This window comes from Streptomyces poonensis, assembly GCF_014650915.1.
Classification (GTDB): domain Bacteria; phylum Actinomycetota; class Actinomycetes; order Streptomycetales; family Streptomycetaceae; genus Streptomyces; species Streptomyces poonensis.
In genome coordinates this window covers 12,366-36,032 of record NZ_BMVW01000005.1, presented here as the reverse complement: position 1 = coordinate 36,032, position 23,667 = coordinate 12,366, and the positions used below count along the sequence as shown (strand labels likewise).

Genomic DNA, 23,667 nt, shown 5'->3' with positions numbered 1-23,667 from the left:
GCCACACCACAGCGAGGGGCCCCGTCCGTACACCGGACGGGGCCCCTCGCCGTGTCAGGGGGTGGATAGGGTGGAGCCAGTCTTTTACCCACCTGCCTAGGAAACCCAGGAGCGGCTGATGAGCGCTGTGACCCCCGCTGGAGGCGACACCGCGGCGGGCCGCTCCTGGCCCGTCCTGCTGAACGGCCTGCTGGAGGGCCGGCACCTGTCCGCGGACGAGACCGCCTGGGCGATGGACGTGATCATGCGCGGTGAGGCGACCGACGCGCAGATCGCCGGGTTCGCGGTGGCGCTGCGGGCCAAGGGGGAGACCGTCGAGGAGATCTCCGGTCTGGTCCGCACGATGTACGAGCACGCGAACGTGATCGAGGTGCCGGGGAACACGGTCGACATCGTCGGCACCGGCGGCGACGGCGCCAAGACGGTCAACATCTCCACCATGTCGGCGATCGTGGTGGCCGGCACGGGCGCGAAGGTCGTCAAGCACGGCAACCGGGCCGCGTCGTCGGCGTCCGGGGCCTCCGACGTCCTGGAGAAGCTCGGCGTCAATCTGCAGCTGACGCCGCAGCGGGTGGCGGAGGTCGCCGAGGAGGCCGGGATCACCTTCTGCTTCGCGGTGAAGTTCCATCCGGCGCTGCGCCATGTGGCCGCCGCGCGCGGCCAGCTGGCGATCCGCACGGTGTTCAACTTCCTCGGTCCGCTGACCAATCCGGCCAAGGTGCGCTCCCAGGCGGTCGGGGTCGCCGACCCCCGGATGGCGCCCATCGTCGCCGGCGTCTTCGCCGAGCGCGGCAACTCCGCCCTGGTGTTCCGCGGCGACGACGGCCTCGACGAGCTCACCACCACGGCCACGTCCCGCGTGTGGGTCGTGCGCGACGGCAAGGTGACCGAGGAGACCTTCGACCCGAGGGACGTCGGGATCGAACTGGTGCCGGTCGAGGCGCTGCGCGGCGCCGACGCGTCGTACAACGCCGATGTGGCGCGCCGTCTGCTGAACGGCGAGACGGGTCCCGTACGGGACGCCGTGCTGCTCAACTCGGCGGCGGCCCTGGTCGCCCTGGAGCCGGGCACCGGGACGCTGGCCGAGCGGATCAGCGCCGGAATGGAGAGGGCCGCGGAGTCGATCGACTCGGGGGCGGCCAAGCAGGCCCTGGACCGCTGGGCGGCCGCCAGCAACGCGTAGCGTCCGGGCACGGGTGACGTCCCGCGATCCGGACACGGGTTGCGGGACGACGATCAGTTACGTAGGTTTTCGTACCAGGTCATGAGCGACAGTCATGCGGCCCCGGCCGGCTGTCCGGCAACCCTCCGTCCGTGGCGGGGTGCCCCGGGTGAGGACCAGGCCGTGCACAGCAAGGTGCGTGGCAAGCGCGGACCCCTCGCGCCACCAGGGGTCCTGGTCGTCGAGGAGCCTTCTGTGAGCAAGCGAATGCGATAGGGCGTAGAGCCCCGCCTCCGCATACCCCTTCGCACCCCTTCACCTTTCCCGTGTCGTCGACGCGCACCCTCCGGCGTCCGGCACGGTGATCTCGCCTGCCTCTCACCGGAGTTCGCCATGTCTGTCTCCACCGCTGCCGTCGACCAGTCCGTTTGTGCCCCGCTGCCCGTTCTGGGCGGGGATGTCACCGTCCCGCTCGTCACCGGCGGTGAGGTCGCCTACGCCGCGCTCGACTACGCCGCCAGCGCCCCGGCCCTCCAGCGGGTGTGGGACGACGTCGCCGCGTACGCGCCGTACTACGGGAGTGTCCACCGGGGCGCCGGGTACCTGTCGCAGCTGTCCACGGAGCTGTTCGAGAACGCCCGCGCGGCCGTCGCCGAGTTCCTCGGCTGCCGTGACGGGGACCAGGTCGTCTTCACCCGGTCCACCACCGACTCGCTCAACCTGCTGGCCGCCGTGCTGCCCGCCGGCTGCCAGGTGTTCGTCTTCGAGACCGAGCACCACGCCTCGCTGCTGCCGTGGCGCAACGCCCGGGTGACCTACCTGGACGCCCCGCGGACGCCGGACGAGGCCGTCACCACCCTGGAACGCGCCCTCGCCGACCGTGACCCCTATGGTCCCGCCCTGGTCTGCGTCACGGGCGCCTCCAACGTCACCGGCGAGCTGTGGCCGGTGCGTGAGCTGGCCGCCGCCGCGCACGCGCACGGTGCCCGCATCGTGCTCGACGCCGCCCAGCTCGCGCCCCACCACCCCGTCTCCGTACGGGACCTGGACGTCGACTGGGTCGCCTTCTCCGGGCACAAGCTGTACGCGCCGTTCGGCTCCGGGGTCCTCGCCGGGCGCGCGGACTGGCTGCGGGAGGCCGAGCCGTACCTCGCGGGCGGCGGCGCCTCGCGGAAGGTCACGCGGCGGGCGGACGGCGGGGTCGACGTGGAGTGGCACGACAGCGCCGCGCGGCACGAGGCCGGCTCGCCCAACGTCATCGGCGCCTATGCCATCGCCTCCGCCTGCAAGGCCCTCACCGAGGCCGGGTTCGACGCCCTCGTCGCCCGCGAGCAGTACCTGATCGGGAAGGTCCGGGCCGGGCTGGCCGAGGTGCCCGAGGTGAAGGTGCTCTCCCTGTTCGGCGACGACGCCCCGCGCGTCGGCGTCCTCTCCTTCGTCGTCGAGGGCTGGAACAGCTCGCACTTCGCCGCCGCGCTCTCCGCCGAGTACGGCATCGGCGTCCGTGACGGCCTCTTCTGCGCCCACCCGCTGGTGCGCACCCTGCTCGGCAGCGACCCGCAGACGCAGGGGGAGTGCGGTGCCCCCGAGGCCGCGCCCGGTGAGAAGTCCCTCAACGCCATCCGCGTCAGCTTCGGCGCGGGCACGCCGGACGAGCACGTGGTGCGGTTCGTGCACGCCGTCCGCGAACTCGTGCGGGACGGCGCGCAGTGGAACTACCGCACGGAGGACGGGCGGTGCGTGCCGGCGGTGTGACGGACGGGAGGCGGGTGACGTCCGGTCGGCGGCTGTCTTGACGCGTACGCGCCGTATACGCTCCCCTCTGGCAGTCGGACGGGGGAACAGGGGGCACGGGGTGCAGGCGCTGCGCGAGGCGGATCCGCGGCGGATCGGGCCGTACGGGGTGCTGGGCAGGCTCGGGGCGGGCGGCATGGGCGAGGTCTATCTCGCCGAGTCGCGCACCGGGCTGAGACTGGCCGTGAAGGTGGTGCGGGCCGAGCACGCCGAGGACCGCACCTTCCGGGCCCGGTTCAAGCAGGAGGTGCGGGCCGCGCAGACCGTCGGCGGCGCGGGCACCTACACCGCGCGGGTCCTCGACGCGGACACCGAGGGCGAACGGCCCTGGATGGCCACGGAGTTCGTCGACGGGCCCAGCCTGCGGGACGCCGTCCTCGACCACGGGGCGCTGCCCGAGGACGCGGTACGGGTGCTGGCCGCGGCCCTCGGCGAGGCGCTGGCCGCGATCCACGCGAAGGGGATGGTCCACCGGGACCTGAAGCCCTCCAACATCCTGCTGGCGGCGGACGGCCCCCGGGTCATCGACTTCGGGATCGTACGGGCCCTGGAGGCGACCGCGCTGACCCGCACCGGAGCGGTCGTCGGCTCGGTCGGCTACGTGTCGCCCGAGCAGATCCGCAACGGCGGCCGGGTGGGGCCGCCGAGCGACGTCTTCTCGCTGGGCGCGGTGCTCGCCCACGCGGCCGCCGGCTGCGAGCCCTTCGGCGAGGGCCAGGACGCGGTGATCCTGATGCGCGTCATCACCCGGGACTTCGACCTGTCCGGCGTACCGCAGGGCGTCCGGCCGCTGATCGAGTCCTGTCTCCTGGAGGATCCCGCGGAGCGCCCCACCCCGGAGGAGGTGGTCCGGGCGGCCGGGCACACGGCGGGGTCACTGCGCGAGGCGGTACGGCCGGGGTGGTTCACCGGCGCCCCCGCCGGCCCGGACGGGGCCGCCGGGGACGGCGAGCGGTGGCTGCCCGGCCGGGAGACGGGGGAGCGGGCGAGCCGGGTCGAGTACGTGGCGCCGGTGACGGTGGCGGACACCGCGGGGCCGGTGGCCGCCGAGGCCGCCGAGCCGACGGTGCCGACCGTGACCACGGTGCCGACCGTGACGACGGTGACGACGGCCGCGCCGCGGAACACCTCGCGGCGAGGGCTCCTGCGGGCCCTCGGAGCGGGTACCGCGGTGGCGGCCGTGGCCGGGGGCGGGGGATGGCTGTGGCTGCGGGAGCCGGACGGCGACGGCGGTACGAAGGCCGGTGCGCGTCCCTCGGGGTCGTCCTCCGCCGGGAAGAAGGCCGGGGCGGGGGCACAGGTGCGCTGGAAGTACTCGGGCGGCATGCCGGTGATCGGGGACCAGGGACCCTTCGGCGCGCTCTCGCCGGACGGAAAGGTGCTCTACGTCCCGATGTCGGACGGCACGCTGCACGCCGTCGGCGATGACGGCGAGAAGCGTTGGCAGGTCGACCTCGGTGACCACCAGACCCTCATGAAATGTCCGGTGGTGACACCGGAGGGGATCTTCGTGGTCGTCGTCTTCGCCACCGACGAGGAGCAGCTCGTCAACCGGCTGGCGCTGGTGAGCACGGGCGGCGAGCTGCTGTGGTCCCGGGAACTGGCCATGGACGGCTCCGTCGAGCAGCCCGTGGCGCTCGGCGGCCGGGTCCTCGTCGGCGGCAGCATCGGCGACTTCGACGGACCGGGCTGCGTCCTGGCGTACGACGCGGACGGCGTGCAGGTGTGGTCGACCCCCCTCCAGGCCGGTCCCTACGCCGGCCTGGTGGTGATGGGCGACCGTGTGCTGGTACCGAGCATGGACAACCACCTGTACGCGATCGAGGCCGACGGCACCGTCGCGTGGAAGACCGCCCTGGACGGGGACGTCCTGCAGCCCGCCGTGTCCGGAGACATGATCGTCGTCAGTACGAACGGTGGCGCCGACGAGCTGTTCGGCATCCGCACCGACGGGCGGCGGGCGTGGACGCGGGAGGATCTCGCAGGTCAGTACGTTCCGGCCCGGGGCCTGGGGGACGTCGCCTTCCTCGGGGTGAACGACTCAGGGGTCCTGAGGGCGCTCGACGAGGACGGGCGAGTGCTCTGGGAGTACGGCGCCTACGGTCACATCGGCGGGCCGGCCGTCGGAGACGGTGTCGTCTACGTGTCGACGACGACGGAGGTGCACGCCGTCACCCCGGACGGGAAGCAGGGCTGGACGGCCCCGATCGGTACCGCCGAGTACACCGCGGCCCCGGTCCTGCGGGGCGGCCGGCGCCTCTACGCCCTCTCGTCGGACGGCTTCACCGCCCTCGACATCACCGCCTGACGGCCTCCGTCACCCGCGCCCCCAGCAGGATCATCCGCAGCGCGCGCTCGGTGGCGTCCGTGAGGAGTTCGCCGGCCCGCAGCAGCGCCTCCGCCAGGGCCATGGGGGCGGGCAGGATGCCATGGCAGGCGTCCACGCCGGGCACGTCGTGGGCGCCCTCGCCGAGGGTGCCCGCCAGGGCCAGCACCGGCCGTCCGTGCAGCTTGGCGCGGCGGGCCACCTCGGCCGGGACCTTGCCGCGGGGCGTCTGGCGGTCCAGGGCGCCCTCGGCGGTGAGGACCAGGTCGGCGCGGGCCAGCCGGGCGTCCAGGTCGAGGTGGTCGAGGAGCACGTCGAAGCGGGGGAGCAGCCGGGCGCCCAGGGCGGCGAGGCCCGCCCCCAGGCCGCCGGAAGCGCCGGTTCCGGGGCCGTGGCGCAGATCGGTGCCGGTGACGGCGAGATCGCGGGTGAGGACGCGCGCCCAGTTCGCGAGGCCCGCCGACAGCTCCTCCACCTGCGCGGGCGTCGCGCCCTTCTGGGGGCCGAAGACGCGGGCGACGCCGCGCTCGCCGCACAGCACGTTGTACGGGTTGCAGGCGACGAGCAGCTCGGTGTCCGCCAGCCGGGGATCCAGGCCGGACGGGTCGACGCGGTGCAGCCGGACCAGTTCCCGGCCGCCCGGCGGGAGTTCGAAGCCGTCCGCGTCCAGCAGCCGGGCGCCCAGGGCCTGGAGCGCGCCGGCGCCCCCGTCGGACGTACCCGAGTCGCCGCAGCCGACCAGGACGCGCCGTACGCCCGTGTCGAGCGCGGCGCGGATCAGCTCGCCGACGCCGTACGTGGTGGTGGCGCCCGGGTCGCGCAGGGAGCGCGGGACGAGGGAGAGCCCCGCGACGGCGGCCATCTCGACCACCGCCGTGCCGTGGGAGCCGAGGAGGGCGAAGTGGGTGCCGACCCGCTCCCCGACCGGGCCCGTGGCGGCGAGCGCGACCAGCCGGCCCCCGGTCGCGGCGGCCAGCGCGGCGGCCGTGCCCTCGCCGCCGTCCACCAGCGGGATCAGGTCGAGTTCGGCGCCGGGCACGACACGGCGCACACCGGCCGCGATGGCGTCGGCGGCGGCCTGGGCGGACAGGGACTCCTTGAAGCCGCTGGGGGCGACGGCGATACGGGTGAGCATGGGTGAACTCCTCAGGGGCCGAAGGGCTGACGTGCTGACGGGCTGGCGGGCTGGCGGGCTGGCGGGCTGGCGGGCTGGCGGGCCGGCGGGCGACGGGCTAGCGGACGACGGGCACGCCGAGCAGCGGCCACACCGCGACGGCGAAGAGCAGGACCAGCGCGGCCGTGAGCGGCGCCAGGACGGCGGACAGCCGCAGCAGGTCACGTGGGGTGTAGGTCGGGGTGCCGGGGATCTCGGCGAAGAGCGTGACCGGCTTGGCGGAGGCCGGCAGGGTGTGGCAGAAGCCCGCGGCGGCGGTGGAGGCGAGGGCGGCCGCGACCGGGTTGACCCCGGCGCCCACGGCGGCCGCGACCACGAGGGGGACCAGCACCGAGGAGCGCGCCGAACGGGACTGGAGGACCAGGTGGGCCGCCGTGCTGACGACGATCACGACGGCCAGGAACAGCGCCGGGGGGACACCGCCCGTCGGCACCCCGCCCACCAGCCACTTCGCCGCGCCCGAGTCGGCGAGCGCGACGCCCATCGCCATCGTCGCCGCCATGAACAGCAGCAGCGACCAGGGGACGGTCCTCAGCGCGTCCTTCAGGCGCACGGTGCCGAGCGCGGGCGAGGACGCGACGACCGCGCCGATCAGTGCGACCACCGCGGGGGAGACCTGGTGCAACGGCTCGCTGCACCACAGCACCACGACCGTCCCGAGCAGCGCCGCGCACCGCGTCTCCGCCTGCGACCAGGCACCGGTGACCGGCCGGTCGCTGTGCTCCTGTATCTCCTCGGGCGTGATGCGCACCGGGCCCTCGCGGTCCGCACGCCGCGTGGTCGTCAGGAGCACGGCCTCGGCGGCGAGATGGGAGCTGACGACGGCCAGCGGCAGCCCCAGCAGCAGCCACTCCACGAAACCGACCCGGTCCCCGGTCGCCTCCCACAGCACCGACACCGTGATCAGATGCGCACCCGCACCGATCAGGGTCGCCACCGCCGACAGAAGGATGACGGTCGGAAACAGCAACGCCAGCATCACGACCAGTCGTTTCCGGTCGGCGAGCGCCTTGGCGAGGGCCAGGAACACCGGCAGCGCGAGGGCCGCCCGGCCGGAGGTGGCCGGCACCGCGAACGCCGTGACCACCAGCGCGGCCGTCGTCAGATGCGTCAGCTGCCGCACCGTGCGCGCCCCGCCGACCAGGAACACCGCCACGCGTCCCGCGAGCCCCGTCCGGGTCACCGCCGCCGCCAGCACGAAAGCGCAGATCAGCAGCCACACGGTCGAGTCGCCCAGGGTGCCGAACAGCGTGTCGCTGCTGATCACCCCGGTCACCGTCAGCGCCAGCCCGGCGCCGAGCGCGATGTACGTGTCGTCGATCGGCGTGGCGATCCAGGCGCAGGTCGCCAGGGCGAAGACGGCGAGCGTGAGCCGGGCGTCGGCCCCGAGGCCGGGGAGGTTCCCGGGCACCGCGAGCAGCGCGCACAGGGACAGCGACACGCAGAGGGCGAGGGCGAGGCGGGGGTTCAGGGTCACGTCATCCAGGGTTCGGCCGGGCGGTGAGCCGTCGATGAGCCGTGGATGAAGGAAACTTCACGCGGCGCTCCCGCGCGCGGGCCTCACTCGCGCGCTCCCGTCTCACCCCGGCAGCCGGTACCCCATTCCCCGCACCGTCTCCACCCGCTCCGAGCCCAGCTTCTTCCGCAGCGCCCGTACATACACGTCGACGATGTTGGAGCCGGGGTCGAAGTCGTACCCCCACACGTGCGACAGGATCTGCTCCCGGGACAGCACCTGCCCCGGATGCCGCAGGAACAGCTCCAGCAGTACGAACTCACGGGCCGTCAGGTCCACCGTCCGCCCGTCCGCGCGGGCCCGGCGGGTGCGCAGGTCCAGGCTGAGCTCGCCGCTGCGCAGCACCGTCACCTCGGGCGCCCGGGCCGCCGTACGCAGCCTCAGGCGCACGCGCGCGAGCAGCTCCTCGAAGCGGAAGGGCTTGGTCATCCAGTCGTCGGCGCCGCCCTCCAGACCGGCCACGGTGTCCCGTACGGAGTCCCGCGCGGTCAGCACGATCACGGGGACCGTCACCCGGGCCTCGCGCAGTTCGCGCAGTACGGTGAAGCCGTCCCGGCCGGGCAGCCCGATGTCCAGGACGACCAGGTCGAAGCCGCCGGTCAGGGCGTACTCGTAGGCCGCGTCGCCGTCACCGACCACGGTGGTGGTGAAGCCGTTGGCGCGCAGGCCCTTCTCGACGAAGGACGCGATGCGGTCCTCGTCCTCCACGATGAGGATGCGGTTCACGTACGTGCCTCTTCCAGGGTGAGTACGAAGGTGGCGCCGCCGCCCTCGGTGTCGTGCAGCCGGACCCGGCCGCCGTGGGCCTCGGCGATGGCCCGGACGATGGACAGTCCGAGCCCCGCGCCCGAGCCGCGCGCGCCGCGGCGGGCGGTGCCGCGCCGGAAGCGCTCGAAGATGACCTCGGCGTCCTGCGGCTGCACGCCGGGCCCGGAGTCGGCGACGTACAGTTCCACGCGCGTGCCGTCGGCGCGGGAGCCGATGCGGATGGTCTGGCCCGGTGTGGTGTGCTGCACGGCGTTCTGCGCGAGCTGGACCATGGCCTGGGTGATCCGCTGCGGGTCCAGCCGGGTCTCGCGGTCGGCGACCTCGGCGAGCCGCCAGTCGCGGTCGCCCAGGGTGCGGGCCTTGACGTAGACGTCGGCGGTGAGTTCGGCGAGCTGGACCGGCTCGGGAGTGACGAAGTCGGGACGTTCGGCCTTGGCGAGCAGCAGCAGGTCCTCCACGATGCGGCTCATCCGGTCCAGCTCGTCGGTGACCAGCCGGACGGTCTCCTCCCGTTCGGCCGGATCGTCGCCCATCAGCTCCAGATGGCCGCGCACGATGGTGATCGGGGTGCGCAGCTCGTGGCCCGCGTCGTCCACGAATTCCCGCTGGGCGGCGAAGGCCCGCTCCAGCCGGTCGAGCATCGCGTTGAACGTCTCGGCGAGCGCGGCGATGTCGTCCCGGCCGTGCACCGGGATGCGGCGGGTGAGGTCCTGCTCGGTGATCTCGGCGGCGGCGGTGCGCACCAGCCGTACGGGCAGCAGGATGCGTCCGGCGACCACCCAGCCGATGCCGGTCGTCAGCAGCAGGGCCACGCACGAGATGGCGAGCAGGACGCGGAACACGTCGTCCGCGCCCTGCTGTTCGCGGCCCGGGTGGAAGGCGACGACGAACGCGGCCTCCGGCTCACCGCCGGCCCGGGCGACGGCGACCTTGGCCCAGCGGATCTCGCCGGAGGGCCGGTCCAGGGTGCCGCTGGAGTCGGGCGAGTCGAAGATGCGGCGCCGGGCGCCCGGGTCCTCGTGCAGGGGCACGGCGACCGGGATGTCACGCGGCTGGATGAACTGCGCGGGGCCGCGTCCCTCGCGGCCCACCAGCCCGATCAGTTCCTCGTCCGGATCGGCGTACTGGCGCTCCAGGAAGACCCGCAGCAGCCGGGCCGGGTCGGTGAACGGGCGGCCGGTCTCCGGATCGACCCCCCGCTCCTCGAAGGCGCTGAACTCGCCGGTCTCCTGGGCGAGCAGGCCGTTGATCCGGTGTTCGGAGTCCCGCAGCAGGATCGAGCGGGTGGTCGTGGCCACCGAGGCCAGTGCGACCGCCATCACGAGCAGCAGCCACAGCAGGATGCGGACCCGCGCGGATATCCGCCGGCGCGGGTCGTCAGCCGTCGTCGCCGGGGCCGTCGTCGCCCGGTCCGTCGTCGTCACCGGTTGCGTTGTCGTCGGGTCCGTCGTCGTCACCGGGTCCGTCGCTCCCCGCGTCCTGGCCGCGGCCGTCGTCGTCGTCATCGTCCGAGGGGCCGTCGGTCACCGGAGGCGGCGACACGATCTCGTCGCTCGGCGTCGGCTCGGACCGGTCCGGCCCGGGCGTGGCCGTGGGGGTGCCGCTCTCCAGCTCCACCTCGGCCGGGATCTTCGGTGGCTCCGGGCTGTCGGTGAGGGCGAAACTGGTCGCGGCGATCCCCAGCGGGACCACCACGACGGCGGCCAGGGCCGCCATTCTGCGCGAGAAGGCCATGGGACCACCCTGCGCGGGCGGACCGGAGGCCAGGATGAGCCGGAGATGAAGAATCCTTCATCGGGCCGACGGGCGAGGGCCCGCGCGGCCGGCCTCCGACGGGGGCGGGTCGCCCCGTGTCCTCAGCGGTTCGCCTCGTGTCCTCAGCTGTCCAGCCCGATGGCGAACGCCGCCTCCAGGTCGTGCTGGGAGTAGGTGCGGAACGCGACGTGCGTGTCCGTCGCCTCGACGCCCGGGATCTTGCTGATCCGGCCCGGGATGACCTCGGCGAGGTCGTCATGCGCCCGTACCCGGACCATGGCGATCAGGTCGTAGGTGCCCGTCACGGAGAACACCTCGCTGACGGAGTCCAGCGCGGCGATCGACTCGGCGATCTCGGGGATCCGGTCGACGCTGGTCTTGATGAGCACGATCGCGGTGATCACGGCTGGTTCTCTCCCTGGGGAACGGCACGGGGATTACGGCACGGGGATTTCACCTTACTCAGCTTCGCCGGGGCGGGGCGGACCGGCCGGGGGCCCGTCGGGGCCGCCCGGAGCGGATGTGGCGGACGCGGCGGACGCGGCCGGGGGAGCGGACGGCGCGGACGGACGCGCGTACCGCACCCACGCGTAGGCGAAACCCAGCGCGAATCCCACGACATGGGCGAGATAGGCGACCCCCGGCCCCCGCGTGGCCCGCCCCGCCGCCACCCACTGCAGGGCGACCCAGAACGGCAGGGTCACCCAGGCCGGGAAGCGCAGCGGCAGGAAGAAAAGGAACGGGAACAGGCTCGTGACCCGCGCTCTGGGGAACAGGTACAGGAACGCGCCGAGGACCGCGGAGATCGCCCCCGACGCGCCGACCAGCGTCTGCGAGGAACCGGCGTTGGCGGCCGCGTAGCCGACCAGGGCGAGATATCCGCAGCCCACATAGAACAGCACGAACTGCACGCGGCCCATCCGTTCCTCGGCCATCGCCCCGAACACGTACAGGAACAGCATGTTGCCGAGGAGGTGCAGCCAGGTGCCGTGGACGAACAGCGCGGTCACGGGTGTGAGCAGCGCGCCCGGGTCACCGGCCAGCAGCTCGGCGGGCACGACGCCCCAGCGGCGGAAGTACAGCCGCTGCGCGGCGAGCAGCTCGTCCCCGGTGCCGTACCCGGGACTGAGGCCGGAGGCCGGCCCGATCGCGAAGACCAGACAGCAGGCCGCGATCAGACCGTACGTCACCGGTGCCGACGGTCCCCGTTCCGTCCGGCCTGTCGCCGCGCTCCGCTTGCCGATCATGAACAGATCATGACGTAACCGGACCGAACAGCACAGACCGCCTCGCCGCTGTGACCGGACGGGCGTGGGGGACCCGCCAGGCCGTAGGGTTACGAGCCACACGCACCGGGGAAGCGGGTGCGTCACGGAGACTGGAAGAAGGAAGAGCAGCCACGATGACGGTTCCCCTGCCGACCGCGACGACCCGCTGGCGCTGCACCCTCTGCGGCAACCTCACCCGTTTCGACGTGACCCGCTCCTCGAAGGTCGTCGAGTACCTGCACCTCGACCTCGCCGGAGAGCCGAAGGTGGAGGAGCGCGAGGTGGTCAGTGAGACCATCGAGTCGGTGCGCTGCCGCTGGTGCAACGCGGTGGATCAGGTGGAACTGGTGGACAGGCCGGGCGCCGGCTCCTGAACGGAGCGGGCCCCGCACAGGTATAGGGGTGACGGATGGTGGAGACCGCGGGCGGGAGGCCGGACGACGGCGCCGCTGAGGTGCTCGACCGTCCGCTGCCCGAAGGCGTGCGCAAGCGCGTCGTGCAGATCGTCTCGGACGGCTTCGGCGGGCTGACCGTCGCGGAACTGCCCGCACAGCTGAGGCAGTACGCCCGGTTCGCCCCGAACCGCCGGGCCAAGTTCGCGGGCAACGCCATGGCGGCCGCCGTGGAGACCGACGCGCTTTTCAGACAACGGATCGGGGAGCGGCTCAGAGAGGCCCAGCCGGAGCTCGCCGGCGCCCTCGACGCAGGCTCGCCGCCCCCGGCCGCGGATCCGCTGGACGTGGCGGCCGCGGCCTATGTGCTGCGCCCCGCCGGCTGGGTCAAGCTGGTGACCGCGGCCGGCGAGGAGGCCCAGCGGGCGGACGCCGAGCGCGCCGACGAGGAGAGCCGGGCCGAACTGGCGCGGCTGCGCGAGGAGCTCGACCGGGCCCGGCTGCACGCCAGGACCGAGACCGAGCGGCTGCGCGCGGAGCTGGACACGGCGAAGAAGGAAGCCGAATCGCTTCACCGGAAGCTGCGCGCCGCCCTCAGCGACGTCAAGCGCGGCGAGGCCGCGATGCGCAAGGTCCAGAGCGAGATCGAGACCGTGCGCGCCGAGAGCCAGGCGCAGGTCTCCGCGGCCGAGAGCGAGACCCGGCGGCTCAAGGCGCGCCTCGGCGAGACGGAGGCCGCCCTGGAGGCCGCCCGCCGGGCGGCGCGCGAGGGGCGCAGCGTCGAGGACATGCGCGTACGGCTGCTCCTGGACACCGTCCTGGACGCGGCGCAGGGGCTCAGGCGGGAGCTCGCGCTGCCGCCCGTGTCCGTGCGCCCCGCGGAGACCGTGGACGCCGTCGAGCCGGGCCGGATGACCCCGAAGGACATCGCCGCCCGCGCGCTGTCCGACAACGACCCCGCGATCCTGGACCAGTTGCTCGCGCTGCCGCAGGCGCACCTCGTCGTCGACGGCTACAACGTCACCAAGACCGGCTATCCGCAGATGCCGCTGGAGAAGCAGCGCCTCAGGCTGCTCGGCCAGCTCTCGCAGCTCGCCGCGCAGACGGGCGCCGAGGTGACCTGTGTCTTCGACGGTGCCGAGCTGGCCGCGCCCGTGCTGCTCGCACCGCCGCGCGGGGTCCGGGTGCTGTTCTCCAAGCCCGGCGTCACCGCGGACGAGCTGATCCGCCAGCTGGTGCGCGCCGAACCGCCCGGCCGGCCGGTCATCGTCGCCTCCACGGACCGTGAGGTGGCCGACGGCGTGGCCCGGGCGGGCGCCCGGCCGGTGGCGTCGGCGGTGCTGCTCAAGCGCTTCTCGCGTGGCTGAGAACGTACGCCCCGTCCTCTCGGGGCGTACGTCCCATGCGTTCCGTAGGCCCCAACCGCAACATGTGCCGTGAATGCCGGGATTGGTGGGGCGGGAGTGCGACGCAGCGTCAACCTGCCGTCCACTGCACGTGAGTTGTAGGACGAAAATGTCGAGCGTCACATACTTTTTTCACCAGAGGATTTGAACTGATCACAAGAAGGTCACTAGGGTCGGGCGTCGAACCTCCGCTCGGTTGATCACTTATTGGGAGTGACGGCGGGGGGGCACCGCCCACCGGCGTGTCGGTAGGCGGCTGGAGGAAGAAGGAGCTCGCCCCCGTGGCGTCCCACCGTCGACCCAAGCAGCCGAGCCGCGCACGAGTGACCGTGCTGACCACCGCCGCGGCCGCCGCCGTGGCCCTGGGCTCCCAGACCGCCAACGCGGCGCCCAGCGAGAAGCCCAGCAAGGACGAGGTCAAGACCAAGGTCGACAAGCTGTACGAGGAGGCCGAGAAGGCCACCGAGAAGTACAACGGCGCCAAGGAGAAGCAGGAGAAGCTGGAGAAGCAGATCTCCACGCTCCAGGACAACGTCGCCCGCGGCCAGGACGACCTCAACGCACTGCGCGAGGACATCGGGCTCGCGGCCAGCGCCCAGTACCGCTCCGGCGGCATCGACTCCTCGGTCCAGCTGTTCCTCTCCGCGGACCCGGACGACTACCTCGACAAGGCCTCCACGCTCGACCAGCTCAGCGCCCAGCAGGTCGACTCGCTGAAGAAGATCCAGGAGAAGCAGCGCTCGCTCGCCCAGCAGCGCCAGGAAGCCACCGAGAAGCTCGAGGACCTCGCCGACACCCGCGAGACCCTCGAGAAGAAGAAGAACGAGGTCAAGGGCAAGCTCGCCGAGGCCCAGAAGCTCCTCAACTCCCTCACCGCGGCCGAGAAGGCGGCGCTCCAGGAGGAGGAGGACCGGGCCACCCGCGCCAGCGAGCGCACCGCCCTCAGCGCCGGCAGCGACGCCAAGCCCGTCTCCGGCCGCTCCGGCTCCGCCTACGCAGCCGCCCAGAGCCAGATCGGCAAGCCGTACGTGTACGGCGCCACCGGCCCCAACTCCTTCGACTGCTCGGGCCTCACCTCCTGGGCCTACGCCCAGGCCGGCGTCTCCATCCCGCGCACCTCGCAGGCCCAGGCCAACGCCGGTACGCGCATCTACTCGCAGAGCCAGCTCCAGGTCGGCGACCTGGTCATCTTCTACGGCGACCTGCACCACGTCGGCTTCTACGCGGGCAACGGCCAGGTGCTGCACGCCCCGCGCACCGGCACGGTCGTCCGCTACGAGTCGATCAACAACATGCCGTTCCAGTTCGGCGTCCGGATCTGACGCGGATCCGACGTACCTCCGGCGCGTCCCGGAAGGGCAGCCTCTCCGTCGACCCGCCGACGGAAGGCACCTCTTCCGGGGGACCCGCGAGATCGCCACACCCGGCCGCCTGAACGGGCGAAATCCGGTGACGTGAACTGACCCCACGCCCCGCTGATGACTGGATTCTCGGCGGGGCGTCACGCTGTGTGCCCGCCGAGGTCGTTGGCCGTCGCGGGGCGCACGGCTACTGTCTGGCGCGTTTCCCCGACTACCGCGGACCCGGCACCGGGTTGCCGCAGCACAGGGCTGCCCGCCCGGCGTCGCGGAGACGGTTCGTGTCTTTCGACAGCGAAGGGAGTACGGCTTCCCGTGGGGTCCCATCGCCGCTCCGCCCCGTCCGGGTTCGACCGGGGTGTCAGCGCTGCCCTCTGTGTGCTGTCCGCCGCCGCGGCCCTGGGCGCCGGGTCGGCCGTCGCCGCTCCGCCCGAGGAGACCCGTGCCGAGGTGGACCGCCTCTACCAGGAGGCCGAGCAGGTCACCGAGGCCTACAACAGGGCCGGCGAACGCGCCGGCGTGCTGCGTGCGCAGGTCGGCGCCGCGCAGGACCGGATCGCCCGCCAGCAGCACCGCGTCAACACCATGCGGGAGGCGATCGGGGCGCTCGCGGGCGCCCAGTACCGTTCCGGCGGCCTCGACCCCTCCCTCGCCCTGCTGTTCTCCGAGGACCCCGGTGAGTACCTCGACAAGGCCGCCACCCTCGACCGGATCAGCGCCCACCAGGCGGACGAGCTCAGGGACCTCCAGGGAGCCCTGCGCGAGCTGTCCCGGCAGCGCGACGAGGCCGGCGGCAAGCTGACGGAGCTGGAGGTGAGCCGCCGGGCCGTCGCCCGGCACAAGCGCACCGTGGAGCGGAAGCTCGCGCAGGCCCGCCGGCTCCTCAACTCCCTCGCCGCCGCCGACCGCGCCGCCTACGACCGGGCCTCGCGCGGCGACCGCCCGCAGGTGCCCGACCTCGGGGACGCCGTCGCGCCCGGTGCCCGCGCGGCCGCCGCCGTCGCCGCCGTCCGCTCCGCCGTCGGCAAGCCCTACATGTGGGGCGCCAGCGGGCCGCACGGCTTCGACTGCTCGGGCCTGATGCAGTGGTCGTACGCGCAGGCCGGGGTCGGACTGCCGCGCACCTCGCAGCAGCAGCGGTTCGTCGGCCGGCAGCTGCCGCTGTCCGAGGCGCTCCCCGGCGACCTCGTCGTCTACCGGTCGGACGCCAGCCACGTCGGGATGTACGTGGGCAACGGCCAGGTGATCCACGCGCCGTACCCGGGGGCGCCGGTCCGCTACGACCCGGTCGGGATGATGCCGGTGACGTCGGTGACGCGGATCTGACCGGTCGCGCGGCCCGCGACGAGGCCGCGCGGTCACCGTACGATCGGGAACGTGGCTGGTCGACGGCGTGGGGCGGGGGCGGTACCGCTGCTGGTGTGCGCGCTCGTGGCGGGCTGCGGCGGGAGCGAGGCGCCCGACCCGGCCCGCGCGGACGTCCAGCGGGTGCTCGACCGGCGGGCCGAGGCGGTCCTCGCACGCGACGAGAGCGCCTACCGCGGCACGGAGGCACCGGTGGCCGACAGCGGCGGGCTCGCGACGGGCCTGGCCGAGTTCGCCAACCTGCGGGGCCTGCCGCTCGCCTCCTGGTCGTACCGGCTGACCGGGTTCCACCGCTCCGGGGACCGGGCCACCGCCGAGGCGGAGCTGCGGTACCGCGTCCGCGGGTACGACCGGGCGCCGGTCACCGCCGCCCGCGCCCTGACCCTGACCCGCGACGACGGCAGCTGGTACGTCGCCTCCGACGAGCCCGCCCGCGAGGCCGCCGAGCAGCTGTGGGAGCAGGGTGCCGTCCGGGCCGTACGGGGGCGGCACAGCCTCGTCCTGGGCGTCGGCCGCACGGAGGCGGAGCTGCGTACGTACGCCGAGGCGGCGGACCGCGCGGTGCCCGCGGTGAGCGGGGCGTGGGGCGACGACTGGGCGGAGCGCGTCGTCGTCCTGGTGCCGGAGTCGCTGGAGGAGATGGCGGGGCTGCTCGGGGCGCCCGCCTCCGGTTACCGGGGCATCGCGGCGGTCACCACCGGGGAGACGGGCGGCTCGGGGCGTACGCCCGCGGACCGGATCGTCGTCAACCCCGACGCGTACGCGGTCCTCGGCGACTTCGGCGGACAGGTCGTCCTCACCCACGAGGCGACGCATGTGGCCACCCGCGCGCACACGACCGCGGCCACGCCCCTGTGGCTCTCCGAGGGGTACGCCGACTGGGTCGGCTACCGGTCGGCCGGACGCACCCCCGCCCAGATCGCGCCGGAGCTCCAGCGGGAGGTACGGGAGGGCCGGGTGCCGGACGCGCTGCCGGACGACGAGGACTTCGGGTTCGGCCGGGACGCGAACGGGCTGGCGATGGCCTACGAGGGCGGCTGGCTGGCCTGCCGGATGATCGCGGACCGGTGGGGCGAGGAGCGGCTGAACGCGTTCTACCGGGCCGTGGGCGGCCACGAGCGGCGGGCGGGGGCCGTGGAGGACGCGCTGCGGGACGTCCTCGGCACGACCCCCGCACGGTTCACCGGGCAGTGGCGGGAGTATCTGCGGGACCAGCTGGGCTGAGGGCCCCGGGTCAGGACGTGAGAGGCTCCCTGGCGCGGGCTGCCTGACCGGGGACCGAGACGGAGGAGGACGGCGCGGTGACCGTGCTCCGCCACAGCTCCCGGGCGGCGAGCACGGCGGCGGCGACGAGGAGGCCGTTGCGCACGACGAGCAGGGTGACGCCCCACCAGTCGCTCGCGACCACCTCCGCGAACCAGACCGGGAACTCCAGCGCGGTCACCAGGCTCGCGGCCACGACACAGTACGCGGGCCGCACCATCACGCTGCCCCGGAAGCACAGGCAGACCGCCGCGAGCCCGACCAGCCACACCATGTACTGCGGACTGATCACCCGGCTCGTCACCGTGAACATCAGCACCGCCACGAAGGCGGCGTCCGCGAGCGTGTGCGGCGTCAGGCGCCGTGCCCGCAGCCGCCACAGCAGCAGCCAGCCGAACGCCAGCACGCTCAGCAGCAGGGCCGCCCGGCTGACGACGTCGACGTGCGGGCCCAGGAACTCCATCGACCCGTAGTTGAAGTACACGCCGCCGTCCCACCCGAACCAGCGGGCCACATGGAACACCAGCGCACCGAGGGACTCCACCTCCGTGCCCCGCTCGCGCTGGAAGGTCAGGAAGTCGAACGCACCGGGCATCGCCAGCGCGCACAGCGCGGCCAGCGCCACGGCGGTCACCGCCGCCGAGACCCACGCCCGCAGCCGGACCGCGCCCAGCAGGAGCAGCGCCGGCCACACCTTCAGCAGCGCGCCGAAGGCCACGAGCGCACCCATCACGCGCGGGTGGCGCACCCCCGCGACCAGCGCCGCGACCGCCACCGCCGTCACCATCACGTCGTACCGGGCGTAGACGGTCGGCCCCATCAGGGGCACGCCCACGACCCAGACCCAGGCGCCGCGCCGGGTCCGGCCCGGGCCGCGGCCCGCGTACAGCAGCAGCGCCAGGACCACCAGGTCGGTGAGGCAGACGAGGACGAAGAACGCCTGCGCGTAGTCCAGGAACGGCAGCAGCGCGGGGGAGAGGATCGGCAGCGCGGCGACGGGCGGGTACTGCCAGGTCACGTCGTCCAGCGGATACGTGCCGGCGCGCAGGACCTCGTACCAGCCCTGGTAGGTGGACGACACGTCGGTGGTGACGTCCGGGCCGGGGAAGACGATCACCTTGAGGACGAACAGCAGCAGGAGCAGTCTGGTCGCGGCCCAGGTCGTCAGCAGCAGGACCGGGATCCGCCGTATGCCCGCCATGTCCACGTGTGCCCCTGTTCCTGTGCGTCGCGGATGGGGACGGCATTATCTCCCGCACGGCTGTGCGTGGGCTGGGAGGCGCGGCCGGACCCGGCCAGGGGTGACGGTTCGGTAGGGTCGGCGGCGATGCACAAGACCCTGATCGTGACCAACGACTTCCCGCCCCGGCCCGGGGGCATCCAGGCGTTCCTGCACAACATGGCGCTGCGCCTGGACCCGGAGCGGATCGTCGTCTACGCCTCCACCTGGAAGCGCGGCCGGGAGGGCGTGGAGGCGACGGCCGCCTTCGACGCGGAACAGCCCTTCACCGTCGTACGCGACCGCACGACGATGCTGCTGCCCACGCCGGGCGCCACCCGCCGCGCGGTGTCGCTGCTGCGGGAGCACGGCTGCACCTCGGTGTGGTTCGGGGCGGCGGCCCCGCTCGGCCTGATGGCGCCCGCGCTGCGCCGGGCCGGCGCCGAGCGGCTGGTGGCCACGACCCACGGGCACGAGGCCGGCTGGGCGCAGCTGCCCGCCGCGCGCCAGCTGCTCGGCCGGATCGGCGAGTCCACGGACACCATCACCTACCTGGGCGAGTACACGCGCTCCCGCATCGCCACCGCGCTCAGCCCGGACGCCGCCGCCCGGATGGTCCAACTGCCGCCCGGGGTCGACGAGAAGACCTTCCACCCCGGCTCCGGCGGCGACGAGGTCCGCGCCCGGCTCGGTCTCACCGACCGGCCGGTGGTCGTCTGCGTCTCCCGGCTGGTGAAGCGCAAGGGGCAGGACACCCTCATCCGGGCCATGCCCCGCATCCTCGCCCGGCAGCCGGACACGGTGCTGCTCGTCGTGGGCGGCGGCCCGTACGAGAGCGACCTGCGCAAGCTCGCGGAGGAGACCGGAGTCGCCGCCTCCGTCCGCTTCACGGGCTCCGTGCCCTGGTCGGAGCTGCCCGCCCACTACGGCGCCGGTGACGTCTTCGCCATGCCCTGCCGGACCCGCCGGGGCGGGCTGGACGTGGAGGGCCTCGGCATCGTGTACCTGGAGGCGTCCGCGACGGGACTGCCCGTGGTCGCGGGCGACTCGGGCGGCGCCCCCGACGCGGTCCTCGACGGCGAGACCGGCTGGGTGGTGCGCGGCGGCTCCGCGGAGGAGACCGCCGACCGTGTCCTCACCCTCCTCGACGACCCGGAGCTGCGCCGCCGCATGGGGGAGCGGGGGCGCGAGTGGGTCGAGGAGAAGTGGCGCTGGGACCTGCTGGCGGAGCGGCTGAAGAAGCTGCTGTGAACCGCTGATGGCGCCCACCCCCGACGGGGGTGGGCGCCATCAGCGGTTCAGGGCCCGGCTACTTCCGGTAGATCGCCTCGATCTCGTCCGCGTAGTCCTTCGCCACCACGTTCCGCTTGAGCTTCAGGGACGGCGTGAGGTGCCCCGACTCCTCGGTGAACTGGGCGGACAGGATACGGAACTTGCGCACCGACTCGGCCTTCGACACCGCGGCGTTGCCGTCGTCGACCGCGGCCTGGACCGCGGCCAGCAGGTCCGCGTCCTCGCGCAGCGACGCGACCGTGGAGCCGGCCGGTTTGCCGTGCTCGGCGCACCAGCGGCCCAGGAACTCCTCGTCGATGGTGACCAGCGCGCCCACGAACGGCCGCCCGTCGCCCACCACCATGCACTCCGCGACCAGCGCGTGCGCGCGGATCCGGTCCTCGATCACGGCCGGGGCGACGTTCTTGCCGCCCGCGGTGACGAGGATCTCCTTCTTGCGGCCGGTGATGCTGAGGTAGCCGTCCTCGTCGAGGGTGCCGAGGTCACCGGTGTGGAACCAGCCGTCCTCGAGGGCCTCCTCGGTCGCGCCCGGGTTGTTCCAGTACTCCTTGAACAGGTGCTCGCCGTGCAGCAGCACCTCGCCGTCGTCCGCGATGCGGACCACCGAGCCGGGCAGCGGCTGGCCCACCGTGCCGATCTTCGGCCGGTCCCAGGGGTTGAACGCGGTCGCGGCACAGGACTCGGTCAGGCCGTAGCCCTCCAGGACCGTGAAGCCGATGCCGCGGAAGAAGTGGCCGAGACGCTCGCCCAGCGGGGCGCCGCCGGAGATGGCGTACTCGCCGCGGCGGCCGAGGACCGCCCGCAGCTTGCCGTAGACGAGCTTGTCGAAGACGAAGTGCTTGATCTTCAGGCCGATCGACGGGCCCGACGGGGTGTCCAGCGCGCGGCTGTACGCGATCGCCGTGTCGGCGGCCTTGTCGAAGATCGCGCCCTTGCCGTCGGCCTGCGCCTTGGCGCGTGCCGCGTTGTAGACCTTCTCGAAGACCCGGGGCACGCCGAGGATCAGCGTGGGCCGGAACGAGGCCAGCTCCTCGGTGAGGTTCTTGATGTCCGGGACGCAGCCCAGCTTGATCGGCGCCATCATCGGCGCGATCTGCACCAGGCGCCCGAAGACGTGCGCGAGCGGCAGGAAGAGCAGCACCGAGCACTCGCCGGTACGGAACAGGGGGCGCAGCCGCTCCACGATGTTGCCGCACTCGGCGAAGAAGCTGCGGTGGGTGAGGACACAGCCCTTGGGGCGGCCGGTGGTGCCGGAGGTGTAGACGATGGTCGCCGGGTCGTCGGCCTTCGCCAGCGAGCCGCGCTCCTCGACCGTCTCGTCGGTGACGTCCTGGCCGAGCCGCCCGAGCTCCTCCACCGCGCCGGCCTCGATCTGCCACACGTGCTTGAGGGCGGGCAGCTTCTCCCGCACCGACTCCACGGCCTCCGCGTGGGCGGGCAGCTCCACCAGGCAGGCGGTGGCGCCCGAGTCGCCGAGGATCCACTCCACCTGCTCCGGCGAGCTCGTCTCGTACACCGGCACGGTCACGGCGCCCGCGAACCAGATCGCGAAGTCGAGCAGGGTCCATTCGTAGCGGGTGCGTGACATCAGGCCGACCCGGTCGCCGGGCTGGACGCCCGCGGCGATGAGGCCCTTGGCGGCGGCCTGCACCTCGGCGAGGAACGCGGTGGCGGTGACGTCCTGCCAGGCGCCTCCCGCCTTGCGGGCGACGACGGCGACGTCCGGGTGCTGCGCGGCGTTTCTGCGGACGATGTCGGTGAGATTGCCGTCCGTCGGGACCTCGTACAAAGCCGGAAGGCTGAACTCGCGCAAGACTGCTGCTCCTCATAGGGCGCCGGCGCCACGACTCTGTGTTGCTGCGACGGTGCGGTCCAAGGATCGGGCTGGTGCTCGGGGGGTCGTCGGCCGACATCCTGAGCACGGATGGACTGCCCGGACGTTACCCGTCGGTATGGCCTCCCAACAGGGGGTCCCGACGAGATGTTCTCTCCGTCACATGTGGGTGACTTACCTGGCGCACAGTAGTCCACAGCCTCCGGGACTGGCGAGTAACCGCAGGTAGGGGCATCTCTGTTCACGTTTGCCCCATGACCCCTACCCTTGATCGACATGGCATCCACAACTGGCGGACACACCGGGACACGCGTCCACGTGGTCAGCGACGTGCACGGCAACGCGAGGGATCTCGCCAGGGCGGGGGAAGGTGCCGACGCCCTGATCTGCCTCGGCGACCTGGTGCTCTTCCTCGACTACGCCGATCACTCGCGTGGCATCTTCCCCGACCTCTTCGGGGTGGAGAACGCCGACCGGATCGTCGAACTGCGCACCGCCCGCCGCTTCGAGGAGGCCCGCGCCCTCGGGGCCCGGCTGTGGGCGGGGATCGAGGAGGACCGGGCCGCGGTGATGGAGAAGGCGGTGCGCAAGCAGTACGCCGAACTCTTCGCCGCCTTCCCCGCCCCGACGTACGCCACGTACGGCAACGTCGACATGCCGCGCCTGTGGCCGGAGTACGCCGGGGACGGCATCACCGTGCTGGACGGGCAGCGCGTGGAGATCGGGGGGTGGACCTTCGGCTTCGTGGGCGGCGGGCTGCGCACGCCGATGCGGACGCCGTACGAGATCAGCGACGAGGAGTACGCGGCGAAGATAGAGGCGGTCGGCGAGGTGGACGTGCTGTGCACCCACATCCCGCCGGAGGTCCCGGAGCTCGTGTACGACACGGTCGCCCGGCGCTTCGAACGCGGCAGCCGTGCCCTGCTGGACGCCATCCGCCGCACCCGGCCGCGCTACTCCCTCTTCGGCCATGTCCACCAGCCGCTGGTGCGGCGGATGCGGATCGGGGCGACCGAGTGCGTGAACGTCGGGCACTTCGCGAGCAGCGGGAGGCCGTGGGTGCTGGAGTGGTGAGGGAGGCGCGGCGGCCGGAGGGCGCCGGAAGCGGAAGGCCTTGCGAACCGGACGAACAGCAGGTCGGATGAGAAAGGTCCGGCGGTCGCGCGGTAGCCTTCACGCTGCACACACGTGCGTACCCACCCCCTCCCCGGGCCCGGCCCGGCCGGCCAGGGGCGACCTTCGATCCGGACCGCATCTGGAGGAGCCACGGCGATGGCGGAACACACCAGTTCGAGCATCACGATCGAGGCGGCACCGGCCGACGTCATGGGCGTGATCGCGGACTTCGCCCGCTACCCGGAGTGGACCGGCGAGGTGAAGGTGGCGGAGGTGCTCGCGACGGACGACCAGGGCCGCGCCGAGCAGGTCCACCTCGTCATGGACGCGGGCGCGATCAAGGACGACCAGGTGCTCGCCTTCACCTGGACCGGCGCCCACGAGGTCTCCTGGACCCTGGTGAAGTCCCAGATGCTGCGGTCCCTCGACGGCACGTACCTGCTGAAGCCGGCCGGCGCCGAGGCGACCGAGGTGACGTACCGGCTCACGGTCGACGTCAAGATCCCGATGCTCGGCATGATCAAGCGCAAGGCGGAGAAGGTCATCATCGACCGCGCGCTGGCCGGCCTGAAGAAGGCGGTCGAGTCGGAGGCGAAGTAGCCCGCCGGACCGGGCGGGGGCGACGAGCCCCGCGGCGGTCGGCCCGTGAGCGCGCCGC

General features: G+C 73.2%; 20 protein-coding genes and 1 riboswitch. Of the genes, 11 read left to right on the top strand and 9 right to left on the bottom strand.

Going from position 1 to position 23,667, the window contains the following annotated elements:
• The first annotated feature begins 118 nt into the window (after positions 1-118).
• The 3 genes from trpD (at position 119) to IE242_RS15085 (ending at position 5,264) form a co-directional block, all read left to right on the top strand.
• A complete protein-coding gene (gene trpD / locus IE242_RS15095; RefSeq protein ID WP_189859347.1) occupies positions 119-1,183 on the top strand; it encodes an anthranilate phosphoribosyltransferase in 1,065 nt (354 codons plus the stop codon).
• Between the two features lie 77 nt (positions 1,184-1,260).
• Positions 1,261-1,377: riboswitch (SAM riboswitch) on the top strand.
• Positions 1,378-1,555: 178 nt separating this feature from the next.
• A complete protein-coding gene (locus tag IE242_RS15090; protein ID WP_189859345.1) occupies positions 1,556-2,917 on the top strand; it encodes an aminotransferase class V-fold PLP-dependent enzyme in 1,362 nt (453 codons plus the stop codon).
• Positions 2,918-3,017: 100 nt separating this feature from the next.
• A complete protein-coding gene (locus IE242_RS15085; protein WP_189859343.1) occupies positions 3,018-5,264 on the top strand; it encodes a serine/threonine-protein kinase in 2,247 nt (748 codons plus the stop codon).
• Here IE242_RS15085 and IE242_RS15080 read toward each other — a convergent pair.
• From IE242_RS15080 to IE242_RS15050, 7 genes are all read right to left on the bottom strand, one after another.
• Positions 5,254-6,417, bottom strand: coding sequence for a glycerate kinase (locus tag IE242_RS15080; RefSeq protein ID WP_189859341.1), 1,164 nt, complete (start codon positions 6,415-6,417; stop codon positions 5,254-5,256). The genes IE242_RS15085 and IE242_RS15080 overlap by 11 nt on opposite strands.
• Before the next feature lie 97 nt (positions 6,418-6,514).
• On the bottom strand, positions 6,515-7,933 hold the full coding sequence (locus tag IE242_RS15075) for an SLC13 family permease (RefSeq protein ID WP_189859340.1): 1,419 nt from the start codon (positions 7,931-7,933) through the stop codon (positions 6,515-6,517).
• Between the two features lie 102 nt (positions 7,934-8,035).
• Positions 8,036-8,698, bottom strand: coding sequence for a response regulator transcription factor (locus IE242_RS15070; RefSeq protein ID WP_189859338.1), 663 nt, complete (start codon positions 8,696-8,698; stop codon positions 8,036-8,038).
• A complete protein-coding gene (locus IE242_RS15065) occupies positions 8,695-10,059 on the bottom strand; it encodes a sensor histidine kinase (RefSeq protein WP_229858991.1) in 1,365 nt (454 codons plus the stop codon). Before IE242_RS15065 ends, IE242_RS15070 begins: the two co-directional genes overlap by 4 nt.
• 58 nt (positions 10,060-10,117) lie before the next feature.
• A complete protein-coding gene (locus IE242_RS15060) occupies positions 10,118-10,474 on the bottom strand; it encodes a small secreted hydrophilic protein (protein WP_229858949.1) in 357 nt (118 codons plus the stop codon).
• 143 nt (positions 10,475-10,617) lie between these two features.
• Entirely contained in the window at positions 10,618-10,899 is a 282-nt protein-coding gene (locus IE242_RS15055) for an Lrp/AsnC family transcriptional regulator (protein WP_189859334.1), read from the bottom strand.
• A 54-nt stretch (positions 10,900-10,953) separates the two neighbouring features.
• Positions 10,954-11,742: a rhomboid family intramembrane serine protease gene (locus IE242_RS15050; protein WP_189859332.1), complete on the bottom strand. Its 789-nt coding sequence runs from the start codon at positions 11,740-11,742 to the stop codon at positions 10,954-10,956.
• A gap of 155 nt (positions 11,743-11,897) precedes the next feature.
• On the opposite strand from IE242_RS15050, the gene IE242_RS15045 reads away from it, so the two are divergent.
• The 5 genes from IE242_RS15045 (at position 11,898) to IE242_RS15025 (ending at position 17,508) form a co-directional block, all read left to right on the top strand.
• The gene (locus IE242_RS15045; RefSeq protein WP_189859330.1) at positions 11,898-12,137 is read left to right on the top strand and encodes a hypothetical protein; all 240 of its coding nucleotides are present in this window, start codon (positions 11,898-11,900) and stop codon (positions 12,135-12,137) included.
• Between the two features lie 35 nt (positions 12,138-12,172).
• A complete protein-coding gene (locus tag IE242_RS15040; protein WP_189859328.1) occupies positions 12,173-13,522 on the top strand; it encodes an NYN domain-containing protein in 1,350 nt (449 codons plus the stop codon).
• Between the two features lie 320 nt (positions 13,523-13,842).
• Positions 13,843-14,883, top strand: coding sequence for a C40 family peptidase (locus IE242_RS15035; protein ID WP_189859326.1), 1,041 nt, complete (start codon positions 13,843-13,845; stop codon positions 14,881-14,883).
• Positions 14,884-15,234: 351 nt separating this feature from the next.
• Positions 15,235-16,245, top strand: coding sequence for a C40 family peptidase (locus IE242_RS15030; RefSeq protein WP_189859324.1), 1,011 nt, complete (start codon positions 15,235-15,237; stop codon positions 16,243-16,245).
• A 51-nt stretch (positions 16,246-16,296) separates the two neighbouring features.
• The gene (locus IE242_RS15025) at positions 16,297-17,508 is read left to right on the top strand and encodes a hypothetical protein (protein WP_189859322.1); all 1,212 of its coding nucleotides are present in this window, start codon (positions 16,297-16,299) and stop codon (positions 17,506-17,508) included.
• Positions 17,509-17,518: 10 nt separating this feature from the next.
• Here the strand turns inward: IE242_RS15025 and IE242_RS15020 are convergent, their stop codons facing one another.
• Positions 17,519-18,748 carry a glycosyltransferase 87 family protein gene (locus IE242_RS15020; RefSeq protein WP_189859320.1) on the bottom strand — a complete coding sequence of 410 codons (1,230 nt, stop codon included), beginning with the start codon at positions 18,746-18,748 and terminating at the stop codon, positions 17,519-17,521.
• Positions 18,749-18,874: 126 nt separating this feature from the next.
• Between IE242_RS15020 and IE242_RS15015 the strand changes: the two genes are divergently transcribed.
• Positions 18,875-20,017 carry a glycosyltransferase family 4 protein gene (locus IE242_RS15015; protein WP_189859318.1) on the top strand — a complete coding sequence of 381 codons (1,143 nt, stop codon included), beginning with the start codon at positions 18,875-18,877 and terminating at the stop codon, positions 20,015-20,017.
• A gap of 58 nt (positions 20,018-20,075) precedes the next feature.
• Here IE242_RS15015 and IE242_RS15010 read toward each other — a convergent pair whose 3' ends face one another.
• Positions 20,076-21,872, bottom strand: coding sequence for an AMP-dependent synthetase/ligase (locus tag IE242_RS15010; RefSeq protein ID WP_189859316.1), 1,797 nt, complete (start codon positions 21,870-21,872; stop codon positions 20,076-20,078).
• 339 nt (positions 21,873-22,211) lie between these two features.
• Between IE242_RS15010 and IE242_RS15005 the strand changes: the two genes are divergently transcribed.
• Both IE242_RS15005 and IE242_RS15000 read left to right on the top strand, forming a co-directional pair.
• Positions 22,212-22,967, top strand: coding sequence for a metallophosphoesterase family protein (locus IE242_RS15005; protein WP_189859939.1), 756 nt, complete (start codon positions 22,212-22,214; stop codon positions 22,965-22,967).
• A 198-nt stretch (positions 22,968-23,165) separates the two neighbouring features.
• Entirely contained in the window at positions 23,166-23,609 is a 444-nt protein-coding gene (locus tag IE242_RS15000; protein ID WP_189859314.1) for an SRPBCC family protein, read from the top strand.
• The last annotated feature ends 58 nt before the right edge of the window (positions 23,610-23,667 follow it).